The 15320-nt window shown below is 36.6% G+C and carries 17 protein-coding genes; 8 read left to right on the plus strand and 9 right to left on the minus strand.

Annotation, left to right across the window (positions count from 1 at the left end):
• Positions 1 to 412: 412 nt before the first annotated feature.
• Positions 413 to 943, minus strand: a complete 531-nt coding sequence (locus R2Q70_RS16395; RefSeq protein WP_316808632.1) for an RNA methyltransferase — start codon at positions 941 to 943, stop codon at positions 413 to 415.
• 50 nt (positions 944 to 993) lie between these two features.
• The gene (locus tag R2Q70_RS16400) at positions 994 to 2145 is read right to left on the minus strand and encodes a galactokinase (RefSeq protein WP_316808633.1); all 1152 of its coding nucleotides are present in this window, start codon (positions 2143 to 2145) and stop codon (positions 994 to 996) included.
• 75 nt (positions 2146 to 2220) lie between these two features.
• Here R2Q70_RS16400 and R2Q70_RS16405 point away from each other — a divergent pair, with 75 nt between their 5' ends.
• Both R2Q70_RS16405 and R2Q70_RS16410 read left to right on the plus strand, forming a co-directional pair.
• Positions 2221 to 3267: an aldose epimerase family protein gene (locus R2Q70_RS16405; RefSeq protein ID WP_316808634.1), complete on the plus strand. Its 1047-nt coding sequence runs from the start codon at positions 2221 to 2223 to the stop codon at positions 3265 to 3267.
• A gap of 3 nt (positions 3268 to 3270) precedes the next feature.
• Positions 3271 to 3666 carry a DUF1398 domain-containing protein gene (locus R2Q70_RS16410; RefSeq protein WP_316808635.1) on the plus strand — a complete coding sequence of 132 codons (396 nt, stop codon included), beginning with the start codon at positions 3271 to 3273 and terminating at the stop codon, positions 3664 to 3666.
• Between the two features lie 38 nt (positions 3667 to 3704).
• Here the strand turns inward: R2Q70_RS16410 and R2Q70_RS16415 are convergent, their stop codons facing one another.
• The 4 genes from R2Q70_RS16415 to ribD are packed head-to-tail and all read right to left on the minus strand — an operon-like array spanning position 3705 to position 7108.
• Positions 3705 to 4565 carry a nucleoside phosphorylase gene (locus tag R2Q70_RS16415; RefSeq protein ID WP_316808636.1) on the minus strand — a complete coding sequence of 287 codons (861 nt, stop codon included), beginning with the start codon at positions 4563 to 4565 and terminating at the stop codon, positions 3705 to 3707.
• 22 nt (positions 4566 to 4587) lie between these two features.
• Positions 4588 to 5202 (minus strand): YigZ family protein, encoded by a 615-nt coding sequence (locus R2Q70_RS16420; RefSeq protein ID WP_316808637.1) that lies wholly within the window; start codon positions 5200 to 5202, stop codon positions 4588 to 4590.
• Entirely contained in the window at positions 5189 to 6055 is an 867-nt protein-coding gene (locus tag R2Q70_RS16425) for a DMT family transporter (RefSeq protein ID WP_316808638.1), read from the minus strand. The genes R2Q70_RS16420 and R2Q70_RS16425 overlap by 14 nt, the downstream gene beginning before the upstream one ends.
• The gene (ribD, locus tag R2Q70_RS16430; protein ID WP_316808639.1) at positions 6056 to 7108 is read right to left on the minus strand and encodes a bifunctional diaminohydroxyphosphoribosylaminopyrimidine deaminase/5-amino-6-(5-phosphoribosylamino)uracil reductase RibD; all 1053 of its coding nucleotides are present in this window, start codon (positions 7106 to 7108) and stop codon (positions 6056 to 6058) included.
• Positions 7109 to 7189: 81 nt separating this feature from the next.
• Between ribD and prmC the strand changes: the two genes are divergently transcribed.
• Positions 7190 to 8047, plus strand: a complete 858-nt coding sequence (gene prmC / locus R2Q70_RS16435) for a peptide chain release factor N(5)-glutamine methyltransferase (RefSeq protein ID WP_316808640.1) — start codon at positions 7190 to 7192, stop codon at positions 8045 to 8047.
• Between the two features lie 6 nt (positions 8048 to 8053).
• Here the strand turns inward: prmC and xerD are convergent, their stop codons facing one another.
• Positions 8054 to 8953 carry a site-specific tyrosine recombinase XerD gene (xerD, locus tag R2Q70_RS16440; protein WP_316808641.1) on the minus strand — a complete coding sequence of 300 codons (900 nt, stop codon included), beginning with the start codon at positions 8951 to 8953 and terminating at the stop codon, positions 8054 to 8056.
• A gap of 133 nt (positions 8954 to 9086) precedes the next feature.
• Between xerD and aroQ the strand changes: the two genes are divergently transcribed.
• Together aroQ and R2Q70_RS16450 are read left to right on the plus strand one after the other, a co-directional pair.
• On the plus strand, positions 9087 to 9503 hold the full coding sequence (gene aroQ / locus R2Q70_RS16445; RefSeq protein WP_316808642.1) for a type II 3-dehydroquinate dehydratase: 417 nt from the start codon (positions 9087 to 9089) through the stop codon (positions 9501 to 9503).
• A 15-nt stretch (positions 9504 to 9518) separates the two neighbouring features.
• On the plus strand, positions 9519 to 10241 hold the full coding sequence (locus R2Q70_RS16450) for a TlpA disulfide reductase family protein (protein WP_316808643.1): 723 nt from the start codon (positions 9519 to 9521) through the stop codon (positions 10239 to 10241).
• Here the strand turns inward: R2Q70_RS16450 and R2Q70_RS16455 are convergent.
• Positions 10234 to 11247, minus strand: coding sequence for a glycosyltransferase family 2 protein (locus R2Q70_RS16455; protein WP_316808644.1), 1014 nt, complete (start codon positions 11245 to 11247; stop codon positions 10234 to 10236). The genes R2Q70_RS16450 and R2Q70_RS16455 overlap by 8 nt on opposite strands.
• Positions 11248 to 11251: 4 nt before the next feature.
• Positions 11252 to 12124, minus strand: a complete 873-nt coding sequence (locus R2Q70_RS16460; RefSeq protein WP_316808645.1) for a lysophospholipid acyltransferase family protein — start codon at positions 12122 to 12124, stop codon at positions 11252 to 11254.
• 38 nt (positions 12125 to 12162) lie between these two features.
• Here R2Q70_RS16460 and R2Q70_RS16465 point away from each other — a divergent pair, with 38 nt between their 5' ends.
• The 3 genes from R2Q70_RS16465 to mgtE all read left to right on the plus strand — a co-directional run bounded on the left by R2Q70_RS16465 (position 12163) and on the right by mgtE (position 15320).
• Complete coding sequence (locus R2Q70_RS16465; RefSeq protein WP_316808646.1) at positions 12163 to 12774, plus strand: WbqC family protein; 612 nt, start codon at positions 12163 to 12165, stop codon at positions 12772 to 12774.
• 1 nt (position 12775) lies between these two features.
• Positions 12776 to 13897 carry a magnesium/cobalt transporter CorA gene (gene corA, locus R2Q70_RS16470; RefSeq protein WP_316808647.1) on the plus strand — a complete coding sequence of 374 codons (1122 nt, stop codon included), beginning with the start codon at positions 12776 to 12778 and terminating at the stop codon, positions 13895 to 13897.
• Positions 13898 to 13970: 73 nt separating this feature from the next.
• Positions 13971 to 15320 (plus strand): magnesium transporter, encoded by a 1350-nt coding sequence (gene mgtE / locus R2Q70_RS16475; RefSeq protein WP_316808648.1) that lies wholly within the window; start codon positions 13971 to 13973, stop codon positions 15318 to 15320.

Below are 15320 nucleotides of genomic sequence, written 5' to 3' on the forward strand. Positions count from 1 at the left end.
TTCTCGAATTCATGTTTTTCGTTTTATAAATAATAGTCTCTTAACAGTTTTTTTAACATACTGTTTTGCATCCACTAAGAAAAAACCTTGCCAAAAGCGATAAATGCTTCGCAAATCACATATTATCAGAAGTTTATGACGGAAAATTAACTTCACAAAAAAGTTACCTAAAGCCCAATCGCAGGGTGTTAGATGTATAGAATTGTATACAAAAGTTAGAGTAGCATTAAAAAGTGAGATTTAAAAAGCAAATTTTCATCTAGCTTTTTAGCTTTATACCAAGTCAAATATTTAACAAGAATTGCAATATTCGACCGGGTGATTGATCTAATATATGTTTGATAGGATGTTTGTGCCAGCCTTAGATTTAACATCGAAGAACACTCCATCCAGAAACAGACAACCCGCAATTTTACAATCTCAATTTTGCAAAAAAATCCCAGAAAACTATTCCAGCAGAGATAACAATATTGAAAGAGTGTTTGGTTCCGAATTGCGGAATTTCAATACATTCATCAATTTTTGACATTACCTCATCGCTAACGCCATCTACTTCATTTCCAAAAATTAAGGCATATTTTTTCGAACGATCAGGTTGAAAAGTGTTTAACATGGTACTGTACTCGGCTTGCTCGATGGCTATAATTTCATATCCTGAATGACGTAAAGCATCAACAGCTTCTATTGTAGTAGGGTAGTGTGACCAATCTACAGATTGTGTTGCGCCCAAAGCCGTCTTCTCGATTTCACGATGTGGCGGTTGAGCTGTAATGCCGCAAAGTATAACTTTCTCCAAAGCAAAACCATCAGCTGTTCGAAAAATAGAACCCACATTATGCATGCTGCGAACGTTATCTAAAACCACTACAACGGGCAGTTTTTCTTGCGCTTTAAACTCCTCAATATCCGGACGATTTAACTCGTCTAATTTTAATTTTCTCATGTAATAATAGCCGCAGATGATAAATAATCCTGCGAAAGTATAATTATATTCTAAAGTTTAACAGGGCCACTTCCAATTTCACTTACATAAATTGCGGCAGGATAACCTATTTTTTCGACATAATAATCTGTTAAGTGTTTCGCAAAATCTTCTTCAAAACCTTTTTCCAGCAAAGCAATGGCACAACCGCCAAAGCCAGCACCAGTCATCCGGGCACCGATTACGTGTTCATAACCTGAACAAAATGTTACCACAGCATCTAATTCTTCGCCACTAACCTCATACAATTCTTTTAACGATTGATGAGAAGCATACATCAACCTGCCGAACTCATCCAGACTTCCGCTGTTTAAGGCTTTAGCCGCCAAATGAACACGGTCATTTTCTTTAACAACATGTGTGGCCCTTTTCAAAACTGTTTCATCTGTGATGAGATGACTATGTAATGCAAACTTTTCAGCATTTAATTCGCAAAGGTGATGCAATGTAATTTCCTCATTCAGCACTTTCAAAGCCTCCTGGCATTCTGCAACCCGTTCGTTATATTTCGAATCGGCCAGTTCGCGTGGTTTATTGGTATTAATAATGGCTAACACATATTTGCCTAAATCAACATCAACCATTTTATATTTTAGCGTTTCGCAATCCAACACAATCGCCTTATTTCTTTCTCCAAAAGCTACCGCAAACTGATCCATGATACCAGAGTTTAGTCCGATGAATTCGTTTTCTACACGCTTGGCTAATTTTACAAGTTCAAGTTTATCATAACCTAAGCTTAAATAATCGTTTAGGGCAAAGGCTGTTGCGATTTCAATTGATGCCGAAGATGATAATCCTGAACCAATTGGAATGTTGCCGAAGTATAAAAAATCGAAACCATTGATTTCTTTACCGTCTTCTATAAATTCATTGATTACGCCGATTGGATAATTCGCCCAATAGGAGCCATCTTTTTCATGTAGGCGATTACTTTCCACTTCTTTCTCACCATCAAAGTTTAAACTCTTAAATCTATATTTCTGGTCATTGTTGGAGGCAATTGCAATCCAGGTACCTAATGTAATTGCACATGGCATCACAAGGCCACCGTTGTAGTCAATATGCTCACCAATGAGGTTTACGCGACCAGGACTAAAATAAATTGCATCAGCATTTTTGTGATATTGTTCTACAAATTTTTGATCAAGTTCAGTCTTCATTTGGTTAAAATATTTATTTAAAGCAACTAATAATGGTATGTTTGTTTAAGGAACAAAAATCCTAAGTTACAATTTATGAGCGTTCAGCAAACATCAACAGGAAAATTTATTGAAGGCGAAGAAGTTATCGCAATCGAACTAACCAATAGCAAAGGCACTTACGTTAAAATATTTAATTACGGTGCGATCATTAATAAGTTCATTGTTCAAAATGCCAAAGGAGAAATGCAAGATATTGTACTCGGGTTTGATGAATTTGAACAGTATTTAAACCCTGACTATTTAAAAAACTATCCTTATTTCGGAGCAATCATCGGGCGTTATGCAAATAGAATCAAAAATGGCGCCTTTACAATTGATGATGAAACTTATCAGCTGGCTCAAAACAATGGTGATGACACCTTACATGGTGGTGTTGTAGGCTTTGATAGAAAGGTTTGGGATATTGTGGATGTAGATGATGAAAAGACGACCGTTACTTTAGAATATGAGAGTGAAGATGCGGAAGAAAATTTTCCAGGCAATTTAGTGATCGATTTAACTTTTGAATTGACAGATCATGATGAGCTGATATTGAGTTATGAAGCCGAAACGGATAAAGCAACAGCTATCAATCTAACCCATCATGGCTATTTTAACTTAGCGCCCGGTGGAGGAAATATTAAAAATCACCAGTTGCAAATATTCGGATCGAACTATTTAGAACAGGATGAAAACTATTGCGTAACAGGGAAGCTAATTCCAGTAGCTGGAACTGCATTGGATTTTACGAAATTAAAAGAAATTGGTAAAGACTGGAATGCAGATGAGGGTTATGACCAATCTTTTGTATTGGATAAAACGTACGGAGATTTAACCTTGGCAAGTAAAACAACCGAAATGGAAAGTGGCCTAACCTTAAATGTATATACCACAGAACCGGTAGCGCATTTATATACCGCCAAATACGTAGATGTTAAAAATGGAAAGGGAGGGAAGGATTATGTAGGATATGATGCGTTTTGCATTGAAACACAACACCATCCAAATGGTATTAATATCCCTGAATTTCCCACTACTGTGCTAAAACCAGAAGAGCTTTACACCCAAACCACCATTTACAAAGTATCATTAACAAAATAAAATATGTTTAGTCTTGAAGAAATAAAAGCAGCAGAATCAAAAATAAAAACCGGTGCAGATTTCCCGAAGTTTATTCAGGAAATAAAAGCCATGGGTGTAGTCAGGAATGATGTTTATGTGTCCAACGGTTTATCAATCTATTTTGATGATGAAGATAATGCGCAACAAGCCAGCCCTGAAGAATATCCTACACTGATCGTAAACGATGAATCTTCTGCAGCGAAGCTGGAGCACGCTTTAAAAATACATCAGCAGGGAGAAACGGATTACTTTACCTTTTGTAAACAGGCTGCCGATGCAGGCGTGGAAAAATGGGTAATTGATTTAGGCCACATGACCTGTACTTACCTGGACGCGGAAGGAAATGAACTGGTAAAAGAAAAAATACCAACAGTCTAGTTTTTCAGGCCTCATATCTAAAAAAAAGAGGCCTGAAATTAAATTCTTTCCAATACCAGCTTTATAGCTTGTTCAACAATTTTATTTGGCTCTTTACTAAATTCAAAATTTACTCTACTAGCCAAAATTGCGTTAACAGATAGCGCCTGGTGCCCTAACACTTTAGCCAAAGCATAAATGCCAGCTGTTTCCATTTCTAAATTTGTGATGCGGTGCTGGTTACTCTTGAAACCGTTTATTAAACTAATAAAATCCGGAACCGCATTTTTTGCTCTAACAAGCCTGCCTTGCGGCGCATAAAAACCTGGCGAAGTAATCGTTATTCCTTTAGGCAGATCTTTTCCGATCGTATCAAGTAAGTTCCTGCTCGCCGCAGTTAAGTAAGGATTTATACTTGTTAAGCGCCCGAAATGAACAGAAATATCATCTCTCAAACTTTTTTCATCTTCGGATATTTCCTGAACATAATAATTCATTAAAGCATCCATACCCAAGCCATAACTTGAAGCTAAGATTGTGCCCATTGGAATGTCTGGCTGTACTGCACCAGAAGTTCCGATTCGGATAATGTTCAGTGATTTTAAATTCGGTTTTATCTCCCGGGTTTTAAAATTAATATTAACCAATGCATCTAATTCATTGAAAACGATATCGATGTTATCAGTCCCAATACCAGTTGAAAGTACGGTGACCCTTTTATCACCTACGTATCCGGTATGTGTAATAAATTCTCTCTTACCTTTTTGAAGTTCGATTTTATCGAAGTATTTACTTACCTCACCCACACGGTCCGGGTCGCCAACAGTGATTACTGTATCTGCAACATCTTCTGGTAAAAGATTAAGGTGATAGATACTTCCATCAGGATTAATAATTAAATCGCTCTCAGATATTTTCATTTGTTAAAATTCTTTATTTGATTTAAACAGTTTGAAGATATTTTAGCTTGATATCTTCGATTTTATCAAACTTACTTAAAACCTGGTTCAGTTGTGCCTTTCTTACCTCAAATTTCAAAATGCAATTGATGTCAAACTGCTGATTTAAAACTTCAAGATTTTCATCTTTGATGACTTTCATCACATCATTCATTTGCAAGTACTCAAAATGAATTTCGTACCAATCATTTACGGTTTTGGTAATGATGGATGCCGCAGCCAAAGCCTCTAAACTTGCATTTTTATAAGCGTTGATTAAACCTGGAACCCCCAATAAAGTGCCCCCGAAATAGCGAACCACCACAATTAAAATATTTGTGAGGTCTGCAGATAACAAACAATTTAAGATCGGCCTGCCTGCGGTGCCCGATGGTTCACCATCGTCATTTATTCTAAATATCGATCGATCTGGAGTGAGGCGGTATGCGTAACACCAATGCCTGGCTTTTGGATGTTCCGAACGAAGTTGCGTAATGATTGGTTTCACTTCTGCTTCCATGCGGATAGGATAGGCGTATGCAATAAATTTACTTCCTTTATCCCTGAAAATACCTTCTGCGGCACTTTCTATGGTTTGATAAGCATCATCGAACAGCATTTTGCGAAAGGGTTATGATGATGACCGCAACAAGTGCTAAAACAATTCCGATATAGTTGAGTTTGTTTAGCTTCTCTTTAAAAATAATTATACCCACTAAACTTCCAAAAACAATAACACCAAGGTTCATGGCAGCGAATACTGTAGAAGGATTTTCAACCAACGCTTTGTGCGCCTTCATATAAAACAAGATGTTTCCGAAATTGAACAAACCCAAAATTAATCCACAAACCAGATTTATAGGCTGTATTTTAATCTTTTTTAACAACGCCAGGGTAACTACAATGATTAGCGAAACAATAAATGCCAGGCAAAATATTGTGAAAAGCGATGTGGTGTATGGCAATGCCTTGTACAGCGCAATTTGTTTAAAAAGCACATCAATTACACCAAAACCAAGAAAAACGCTAACAGGATAAATCCAGTTACCCTCCGTTTTTACCTCGGTTGATTTCCTCAAAAATGTTAGAAAAATTGCCGGAAAACCGATGATTAAACCAATTATTTTAAGTGAGTTGAAGTTTTCCTGGAAGATGAAGTATGAAGCGAGAATAGGAATAAACAACGACAGGCGTTGGGCAATATCAGTTTTTACGATACCCATATTTCTGATTGACGCCGCAAGAATTAAAAAGATACCGGGCAATAATATGGCTAAGGCGATATAAATTGGCCAGGGTGCGCTTGAAGAGACCGAGCTGATATCAGGTTTAAAAAATAAAAAGCAGAGTATTAGTGCTGCGAAATAATTTACCGAAACGGCCTGAACAATACTAATCTCATATCGTTTTGCCAGCTTTAATAATATCGCGACAGTAACACTACAGAGAATACTTAAAATTATGTATATCATTTAGTTAGAAGTGTTTTTATAAATAGATAGTTTGTCTGCTCCAACCTGAATCTGTTCTTGTAAATGTCCGTTGATTACGGGCGAAGGAACGCCATCGCCCCAGCTTCCTAACGACGAAAAAATACGGGCTTCATCCCAGAGATTGGCATCTAAAAACTGAGTTAAAATTTTTGCACCGCCCTCTACAATAACAGACTGAACATCCATCAAGTAAAGTTGGAAAGCTATTTTTTGGGCCAGATAGAAGTGCATATCTTCCATTTGAATATAGTGGATGTTCCCAATCACATCAGTTTTAACTTCATTAAAAATGATGGTTTTAGCTTCAGCATTATAGATATGGTTGCTTTGCGGCACCTCAAGATTTTTATCGATAACCAATCTTATCGGATTCTTTCCAGGCCATTCTCTAGCCGTTAATTGAGGGTTATCCATGATCGCCGTCTGTTTACCAACCAGAATAGCATCCTCTTCTGTTCTCCATCGATGTGCCAGTCGTTTTGCCAAAGCGCCACTAATCCATTTTTGATGACCATCTTTAGTGGCAAAGTAGCCATTTGCGGTTTCTGCCCATTTTAATATAATATATGGCCGCTGTTTTTGAATCCTGGTAAAAAACCGCCTGTTAAACTCCCTGCATTCTTCATCAAGAATTCCGCTAAATACTTCAATTCCGGCATTTTTTAATTTCTCTATACCTTTTCCATCAACACCTGAGAATGGATCGCGATTACCAATCACAACTTTTTTAAGCTGATGCTTTACGAATAAATCGGCGCAGGGAGGTGTTTTTCCAAAATGGGCGCAAGGTTCCAGGTTAACATAGGCGGTTGATTCCCGTAGTAATGTTTCGGCCTCAGCGCCAAAACGCTCAATTACTGATTTAATAGCATTTGGCTCTGCATGGGCTTCACCATATTGCTGGTGGTATCCTTCGCCAATAATTTTACCGTTATGAACAATCACACATCCCACCATAGGATTTGGACTTACATTTCCGATGGCAAGTGAGGCCAGTTCCAAACAACGTTTAATGTAAAATTCATCCACCATGTGGGCAAAAATAGTAAAAAATGAATCATAGCCTTTATAAAATAGATTTGATATGGTTACAAATAGGTAATTTTACATCAAATGAAAATTGGAGAATTAGAAGAGCATTTTGCATTAGAACTAGAACCCCTTTACGATCAGGATGAAGCCAAAGCACTTTTTGGTTTAGCAGCCGAACATGTTTTTAATTTAACACCCATTAAATTAAAAATGATGCGAGATATTGATACAGACTTTGTCCATCTGCAAAAGATACTGAGCATTCTAAATGATTTAATGATCGGAAAACCAATACAGCACATTTTAGGAGAGGCGCATTTTTACGGATCTTTTTTCAAAGTAAACCAAAATGTACTTATTCCACGGCCGGAAACGGAGGAGTTAGTGGATTGGATTATTAACGATTGTAAAACAAAACCGAAAGCCGAACTATCTATTTTTGATGTTGGTACTGGCTCAGGATGTATCCCTATTTCGCTGAAAAAATACTTAACAGGCGCTACAGTAACCACCCTCGATGTATCTTCAGAAGCAATTGCCGTAGCCAAAGAAAATGCACAAATCATGGATACCAATGTCGATTTTATCTTGGCTGATATTGCAGCATTTTCAAGTGAAAATAGGTTTGATATAATCGTTAGTAATCCACCCTATATCAGGTATTTAGAGCAGGTTGAAATGCATAAAAATGTTTTATTGCATGAACCACATCTTGCGCTATTTGTATCAGACGGTGATCCGCTGATTTTTTATAAGGTAATTGCTGATTTTGCTAAAACTAATCTCAAGCCATCGGGAAATGTTTACTTTGAAATTAATGAGTATTTAGGCAAAGAAACAAGAGAAATGTTAGAAGAAAAAGGATTTAATGACATTGTATTAAAGCAAGATATGCAAGGCAAGGATAGGATGCTTAAAGCAACAATTAAGAATATTTAATCTAACCTAAGATCTGGGGTGAAACTGGGTGATTACTTCCCGCAAATAATCTCTATCCACATGTGTGTAAATTTCTGTTGTGGTGATACTTGAGTGGCCCAACATTTCCTGCACAGCTCTTAAATCTGCACCACCTTCTATTAAATGGGTGGCAAACGAATGGCGAAGGGTGTGCGGACTGATCGTTTTTTTCAAACCGATGCTTTCAGCTAAGCTTTTAATTAGATTGAAAATCGATATTCTAGATAATTTAGCTCCAAAGCGATTTAGAAAAATATAATCTTCATTGCCTTTTTTGATGTTCATGTGAACGCGGATAGAATGGATGTAGATATCCAGCAGTTTTAACGCAACGCCGCCAATCGGAACCAATCGTTCTTTGTTTCCTTTTCCGATCACTTTAATAAATTCAATTTGCGGATATAAATTCGAAATTTTCAATTCTGTTAATTCCGTAACCCTCAAACCGCAGCCGTAGAGCACCTCTATAATTGCCTTATTTCTCATGCCTTCCGGTTTCGAAGCATCAATAGCGTCAATAAGTTGATTGATTTCATGGATGTTCAGCATATCTGGAAGTTTTCTGCTCAATTTTGGTCCTTCAATCAAAGCCATAGGATCTTTTTCTACTACCTCCTCAAGCATGAGGTAGGTAAAAAAAGCTTTTAAACCCGAAATAACCCTCGCTTGGGTAGTTGCCTGCATTCCCAATTCATTCAGCCAGCTAATAAATGATTTAATGTCCGCAGCCTTGATATTGTTCAAGGCAGGTTCTTGACTTACTGACTTAAAATACTGCGCCAGCTTGTCGATATCATTTAGATAAGCATCAACAGAATTGTTAGAAAGTGAGCGCTCTAATTTTAAGTAAGCTTTAAATCCTTTAATATATGATTGCCAAAGCATGTTTTTATTGAGATTTTTTATAACATTGCAACGTTACAATATTTAATAAAGATTACCAGCATGAAACCATCATCAAATTTTTGATATCTCGGAAATTTGAATTGTTTCATCATCAACACAAAGAAAGTTAAAAATGAAAATACAAATTATTAACGGCCCAAACCTAAACTTGCTGGGTGTTCGTGAACCATCAATTTATGGTAGTATCAGCATCGAAGATTATGTTAAAGAACTTAAGGCACATTATTCTTCATTAGAAATTGAATATTTTCAAAGTAATGTTGAGGGAGAAATCATTAATAAATTGCATGAAGTAGGCTTTAGTTTCGATGGCATTGTACTTAATGCAGGTGGTTATACGCATACTTCTGTAGCCATTGCTGACGCCATTGCAGCCATCAAAACTCCGGTTGTTGAAGTGCATGTATCTAACATCTATGCCAGAGAGGAATACCGTCATGTTTCATTAACTGGTAAAAATTGCCAGGGTGTTTTAACAGGTTTTGGAATGAAAGGCTATCGCTTAGCAATTGAAAGTTTAATACATTAAAAATAATTAACATTTATGAAAAAGTTATCGCTCTTACTCACAATAATATTATTTACGATTTCAGGTTATTCCCAAAATCAATCTTCACTAAATTTACAGCCTAATGAAAAATCGGTAGTAAAAGGAGAGGACGGAAAAGTATACGCTTATGATGAATGGAAATTGATGTGGTTTTCTGGAAAATATTCAGTTAAGTCATTAAACACCAATGATAATAAAGGTAAACCTGAATTTTTACTATACAAACTAACAGCGGAACAAACACAGGCAATGCTTGCTAGCATGCCTAAGCCGAAGGAGAGTTTAGCATTTCCTGCAGGAAAGAAGTTTGATGGATTCAAGGTAACCGATTTAAATGGAAACCAGTTTAATCTGGAAGAGGCTAAAGGCAAAATTATTGTATTAAACTTTTGGTTTATAAACTGTCCGCCTTGTAAAATTGAAATTCCATTTTTAAATGAAATGGTTGATTCTTATAAAAACACTAAGGATATTATTTTTTTAGCAATTGCGTTAGATGATAGCGTTCGATTACAGGAATTTTTAAAAAATAATCCTTATAAATATTCTATCATTGAAAATGGCCGCCCAATAAGTAATCAATATTCTATTAATTCATATCCCACACATGTTGTAATAGATAAAGGTGGAAAAGTTAAATTTAGTACTTATGGATTAGCAGCAAACACCGTTCTTTGGATTAAAAAGTCGATAGATGAATCATTAAGCACTAAGTAAGCTTATTGAAATACTTTATCTTTTTGATAAAGAAATCCCAGACAACACTATTATTATAAACGCCAGCATGTTTAGTATAAGGCTTTTGAATGGCTTTACGTTTTTTATTTGTCTTGGCAATTGATTTAATAAAATGCCAGTGGCCTTTACTAACAGCCATGGTAAACTTTAGCTTTCCTGATAAAAGAAAGTGCCACCAGGCGACAAAATCAATCCACATCCTGATTGTTATCCTAAAAATAGCATCGCCTGCAGGAAGATTTTTCTGCATGATGATCAGGTTGTTTCTAAAATTAAGGTAGGTTTTAAATGGATTTTCAGTTTGCAGTGTTCCACCACCAACATGGTAAACTTCTGAATCAGGGCAATACATGATTTTATAATCCAGGTTTTTAAGTCTCCAGCATAGATCAATTTCTTCCATGTGTGCGAAAAGATCAGCATCTAAACCACCAGCTTCTTTCCAGCATTTGCTTTTGATAAAAAATGCCGCACCGCTGGCCCAGAAAACTTCTTCCTGTTCGTTATATTGTCCCTGATCAAATTCGTAAACATTAAATAAGCGTCCGCGGCAAAACGGGTAGGAGTAGATATCCAGATAGCCACCTGCGGCACCGGCATATTCAAACTGGTTTTTATTGAGTTGCCATTTAATTTTCGGTTGCGCCGCAGCAATGCTGTCATCTTTTGCCATTAGATCGATAACGGGCTGTATCCAGTTCTGCGTAACCTCTACATCAGAATTTAAAAGGATAAAATATTCCGCGTCTACGCGTTCGAGTACTTTATTATAACCTCCAGCAAAACCATAGTTTAAATCGTTCTGAATAATTTTGACTGTGGGAAAATGCTCCTGCAAAAAAGCGACAGACTCATCAGTTGATGCGTTATCACCAACAACGATTTGCAAATTATCATATTGAGAAAGTAATATTCCTGGTAAAAATTGTTTTAGAAATGCCTTACCATTCCAGTTTAATATTACAACAGCTACTGAGGGATTCATTCTTTTATTCGGGTTTAAACTTCCAGCGTTTATGGCTCCATAGCCAGTATTGAGGTTGTTCTTTAATAATATCTTCTAAAAATTTAAAGTGCAAATTAGTAATTTCAAATTCATTTGCTGAAGCAGGATTTAAACACATCGGCAATACCTCAACATGGTAATAACCTTTCTTCACTACATTAACTTTGAAATAATAAATTGGCCGGTTTGTAGATTTGGCAATTTTCTCTACACCTAGTAGTGCGGCAGTTGGCCGATGCAAAAAATCTACAAAATACTTGGTTTCTTCACGCGTTGGCGCCTGGTCGCTGGCAAAACATAATAATGTAGGCTCGTTTTTATATGCAGCCATTCCCCTCAAAGTTTGGCGCATGGCGATAAAAACATTTCCATATTTTGTTCTGAATGTATTAAACCACGATTCGAAAATCTTGTTGGTAAGTGGCTTATAGATCACCATTGTTTTCGCAGAGATACTTAAACCTAGAGCCAAAGTACCAAGTTCCCAGTTCCCATAATGACCGGTACAAGCCAGTACGCTTTCTCCGGCATTGAAATGTTTTTCGAGTTGTTCAAGCCCCGTAAATTTCACTCTTTTCAAAGTTTCCTGCTTTGAAATTGTAGTCATTTTAATGATTTCGAAAATTAATTCCGATAGGAAAAGAAAAAACTTCTTTTCTATTTCGATAATCTGAGCAATTGGTTTTTCAGGGAAAGAGTTGACTAAATTTTCACGAACAACTTTTTTTCGATAGCCGATTACATAATAAAGAAGATAATATAGTAATCTTGCAAAAAAAAACAGGATGGGCAGAGGAAGCAACGACACCAGGTATAAAAAAAATACGCCAAGGTGCGCAAACCCTCTTTTAATCATTATTTTTATTTGTTTCAGCTACAAACATAAATTTTCAAATGCATAATACAGCTATACTTCCGTTATTTTATCTTCCTCCAGTAGGCTATTTTAGTTTATTGCAAAAACACGGACAGGATTTTTTAATCGAGAAACATGAACATTTAGCAAAACAAACCTACCGTAACCGGGCAAGCATTTATTCGCCAAACGGAAAGCTTGATTTAACGGTTCCATTGGTTAAAGGCTCAAAAACGCATACCAAAATGAAGGATGTTAAAATCAGTTATGACTTTAACTGGCAACGTTTGCATTGGCTGAGTTTAGAAACTTGTTACCGCAGTTCGGCTTATTTTGAATATTACGAAGACGAGCTTTCTCGGTTTTACAAGGAAAAATTTGAATTCCTTTTCGACTACAACATGGAGTTGATGGATTGGCTTAACAAAAAACTTAAGTTAAATATCGAATTAGATACCACAGTCGCTTACGAAGATCAAATTCTTCCTGAACTCGACTTTAGAGGTATGATGAATCCTAAAAAAAGTGATGAGTTTGTAAACAATAAACCATATTATCAGGTTTTTGAAGACAGACATCAATTTTTGCCCAACTTAAGCATCGTTGATTTGTTATTTAACCAAGGTCCGCAAGCCAAGTTATATCTATAAAATGGGAAAGAATAAGCCTCGCAATCGACATAAACATTATAAAGTTCCTGCTCCAGGCACTAGTCCTGGTTTATATGCTATTGATGACGAAGCTTTAAAACCCGTTATCGTTCTTCATACTTATAACAGCAAAAGTTATAAAAAGGAAGAACTGAAAAACATTAACAACATTGATAAACTGGTTGCAGATAAAGATTTTAACTATTGGTTTGATATTAAGGGTTTGGCCGATCCCAATATTTTCGAAACGCTTTATGCTAAATTTGATATCAGCAGATTGGTTTTGGAAGATATCACGAGTTCATACCAGCGTCCGAAACTTGATGAATATGACAATGATAAGTATATCTTTTCAGTTAGCAGGCACCTTTACTTAGGTGAAGATGATGTGTTATGTAATGATCAGATTTCTTTTATTTTATCAGAAAGAACGTTAATTACCTTTCAGGAAACCTACTCAGATTGTTTTGAGCCGGTACGGAAGCGTTTGGAAATTGGCAAAGGAAATATACGCATAGGCGGAAGCAGTTATCTGATGTATGCGATCATGGATGTTATTGTAGATAATTATTTCACCTTACTAAATTTCTGGGGAGAGGAGCTTGATGCCATTGAAGATCGGCTTTATGATCGCCCGGATAGAAGGATTATGTACGATACCCAAGCCATCAAACGATCATTAATTACAATACGGAAAGTGGCCTGGCCAGAACGGGATAAATTAAACGACATCATCCGTACCGATAGTCCGCTGATTTCTGATCTCACCAAAACCTACATGAAGGATGCTTACGACCATTGTATCCAGATCATTGATTTTATAGAATCGTTAAAAGAGATTGCATCTGCCAATATTGATATGAATCTTTCGATTACCAGTAACCGAATGAATGAGATTATGAAGGTGCTGACAATAATTTCATCAATATTTATTCCCTTAACTTTCATAGCAGGTATTTATGGAATGAACTTCAGCAGGGAAGACCCTGTTACCGGTAAAGTAATGCCCGATAATATGCCAGAACTCTACAGCCCAAATGGCTATACATGGACATGGATTGTAATGGCTGTAATCGCGGTTGTTCAGGTGATATATTTCTGGAGAAAAGGCTGGTTCAAGTAAGTTAATACTATTTACTTTTATTAGCGCTTAAAATTTTGGTAGCTTTAAACAATTTTAGAAGGTTTAGAGATAGATGCAGTCATTCGAGATAGACAAAAGCGATGTTTTAAAGGTTAAAAATGCAATTTTAGCTGGTGATGAAACCCTGAAAGAGGTTTTAGAGGAATATCATGCCTCAGAAATTGCCATTCTGTTCGAACGATTAGATAAATCGGAACAAAGACATATCATTAACCTATTGCCAGCGGAAATTGCATCTGAAATTATTTCCGAAATGGATGAGGAATCCCATCCTGAAAATCTACTTTTCGAACTTCATCCAGATAAACGTACCGAAATTGTAGAAGAGCTAGATTATGATGACGCTACTGACATTATCTCACAACTGGAAGATCATGAGCAGGCCGAAATACTCGAAGATTTACAGGATGAACACGCATCTGAAATCAGAAACCTTTTAACCTACGACGAGAAAACCGCCGGTGGTTTGATGAATACAGAAATTATCTGTGTAAACATCAATTTAACTAAAAAAGATGCCATTGATGAAATTATCCGCCAAAGCGAAGAAATGGAGGAATTCTACACAATTTATGTAGTAGATGATGAAAAGATCTTCAAAGGAATTGTTTCATTAAAAGATATTATCAAAGCTAAACACAACGCTCAAATCACCGAACTTGTTAAAATGGATGCGGTATACGTTCATCCAAATACCGACCAGGAAGAAGTTGCGAATCTGATTTCTCAGTACAACCTAACCAGTATTCCGGTAATTGATGAACATCAAAAACTTTTAGGAAGAGTTACTTTCGATGACGTGATCGATGTGTTGGAAGCGGAAAGTACTGAGGATATTTTGAAAATTTCAGGGGTTTCTGAAGATGAGGAATTAAGCGGTAATTGGGTTGAAGCAGTAAAATCACGTTTACCCTGGCTAATTATCAATTTGGGTACTGCCTTTTTAGCTTCTTCAGTTGTACGTTATTTTGATCCTACAATTAAACTCATTCCTTCACTAGCTGCCTATATGACCATTATTGCAGGAATGGGAGGGAATGCCGCCACGCAAGCGCTTGCAGTTACTGTAAGGCGTATTTCCCTTTATGATTTGACAGATAAACAGGCCTACCGAACAGTATTGAAAGAGTTTACAGTTGGTTTAATTAACGGTGCGGTAAACGGGTTGATCGTTTTTATTTTCGCATTCTTTTTTGATGGAAACCCAATGCTCGGACTGGTCATTTTCTTAGCAATGACGGGAAATCTGTTGATTGCCGGTGTTACGGGTGCCGGTATTCCATTAATTTTGAAACGTGTAGGAATTGATCCGGCAATTGCATCGTCAATCATCATCACAACTTTTACCGATGTTTTTGGTTTTCTGCTAATCTTAGGTTTAGCCAGCAAACTTCTGCTGTAG

Origin of the sequence: Pedobacter agri (assembly GCF_032678665.1) — a bacterium.
GTDB classification, from domain to species: Bacteria; Bacteroidota; Bacteroidia; order Sphingobacteriales; family Sphingobacteriaceae; genus Pedobacter; species Pedobacter agri_A.

Bases quoted from the DNA above. Each gene is read 5' to 3' on its own strand.
- R2Q70_RS16395 (WP_316808632.1), bottom strand. From the start codon at position 943: ATGAGAAAATTAAAATTAGACGAGTTAAATCGTCCGGATATTGAGGAG.
- R2Q70_RS16400 (WP_316808633.1), bottom strand. From the start codon at position 2,145: ATGAAGACTGAACTTGATCAAAAATTTGTAGAACAATATCACAAAAAT.
- R2Q70_RS16405 (WP_316808634.1), top strand. From the start codon at position 2,221: ATGAGCGTTCAGCAAACATCAACAGGAAAATTTATTGAAGGCGAAGAA.
- R2Q70_RS16410 (WP_316808635.1), top strand. From the start codon at position 3,271: ATGTTTAGTCTTGAAGAAATAAAAGCAGCAGAATCAAAAATAAAAACC.
- R2Q70_RS16415 (WP_316808636.1), bottom strand. From the start codon at position 4,565: ATGAAAATATCTGAGAGCGATTTAATTATTAATCCTGATGGAAGTATC.
- R2Q70_RS16420 (WP_316808637.1), bottom strand. From the start codon at position 5,202: ATGCTGTTCGATGATGCTTATCAAACCATAGAAAGTGCCGCAGAAGGT.
- R2Q70_RS16425 (WP_316808638.1), bottom strand. From the start codon at position 6,055: ATGATATACATAATTTTAAGTATTCTCTGTAGTGTTACTGTCGCGATA.
- ribD (WP_316808639.1), bottom strand. From the start codon at position 7,108: ATGGTGGATGAATTTTACATTAAACGTTGTTTGGAACTGGCCTCACTT.
- prmC (WP_316808640.1), top strand. From the start codon at position 7,190: ATGAAAATTGGAGAATTAGAAGAGCATTTTGCATTAGAACTAGAACCC.
- xerD (WP_316808641.1), bottom strand. From the start codon at position 8,953: ATGCTTTGGCAATCATATATTAAAGGATTTAAAGCTTACTTAAAATTA.
- aroQ (WP_316808642.1), top strand. From the start codon at position 9,087: ATGAAAATACAAATTATTAACGGCCCAAACCTAAACTTGCTGGGTGTT.
- R2Q70_RS16450 (WP_316808643.1), top strand. From the start codon at position 9,519: ATGAAAAAGTTATCGCTCTTACTCACAATAATATTATTTACGATTTCA.
- R2Q70_RS16455 (WP_316808644.1), bottom strand. From the start codon at position 11,247: ATGAATCCCTCAGTAGCTGTTGTAATATTAAACTGGAATGGTAAGGCA.
- R2Q70_RS16460 (WP_316808645.1), bottom strand. From the start codon at position 12,124: ATGATTAAAAGAGGGTTTGCGCACCTTGGCGTATTTTTTTTATACCTG.
- R2Q70_RS16465 (WP_316808646.1), top strand. From the start codon at position 12,163: ATGCATAATACAGCTATACTTCCGTTATTTTATCTTCCTCCAGTAGGC.
- corA (WP_316808647.1), top strand. From the start codon at position 12,776: ATGGGAAAGAATAAGCCTCGCAATCGACATAAACATTATAAAGTTCCT.
- mgtE (WP_316808648.1), top strand. From the start codon at position 13,971: ATGCAGTCATTCGAGATAGACAAAAGCGATGTTTTAAAGGTTAAAAAT.